Consider the following 637-nt stretch of genomic DNA (forward strand, 5'->3'; position numbering starts at 1 on the left):
CGAGGGTGATCTTCTCGTCGTAGTAGTTGTGCTTGTAGGACTTGTCGGTCAGGCGCGGGCGGGGGGCCTGGGTCCACTTGAAGTCGGGGTCCTGCTCGAAGTACATCTCCATCAGGTCCCAATAGGCCAGATACTCGTAGTAGCGGCAGCGGAAGGAGTTGGCGGCGGCCATGATCTCGTTGCCGATGGTGAGCAGGATGTCGCGGGGCGGCATGCAGGTCATCATGGAGTCGTTGCGGAAGTCCGGGGTGCCGATGGCCTGGTTCCACTGCAGGGGCGTGGGGCGGTCGACGACGACGCCGCGGTCCTCGAGGATCTTCACGAGGTTCTCGAGGCACTCGTTGCCACGGGCAACGGTGTCAGAGGGGCGGGGGCCCCACATGCCGCGCATGGCGGAGTCTACGGGCACCTTCTCAGAGGTGGCGGGCTCCTCCGGCGGGATGACGGAGTTGTCGCAGCGGCCGACGATGACGCGCTTCAGCGGATCCCAGTCGTTCCAAGAGCTGACGATTTTAGCCATGAATGTGCTCCTATCTCATAGGCACTGTTCCGTCTCTTTTGAGACAAGAACGTTATACCATTTTTTGCAGGTGCACAAAACCCTTTTACCGAAGAAACTTTACAAATATCTTGAAAT

1 pseudogene is annotated in these 637 nt (G+C 59.3%); it reads right to left on the reverse strand.

The annotated features are described in order from the left end of the window. A pseudogene (locus VJ923_RS12140) lies at positions 1-520 on the reverse strand (serine/threonine protein kinase); the annotation flags it as partial. Between the last annotated feature and the right edge of the window lie 117 nt (positions 521-637).

The organism is Adlercreutzia shanghongiae, from assembly GCF_035830635.1.
GTDB classification, from domain to species: Bacteria; Actinomycetota; Coriobacteriia; order Coriobacteriales; family Eggerthellaceae; genus Adlercreutzia; species Adlercreutzia shanghongiae.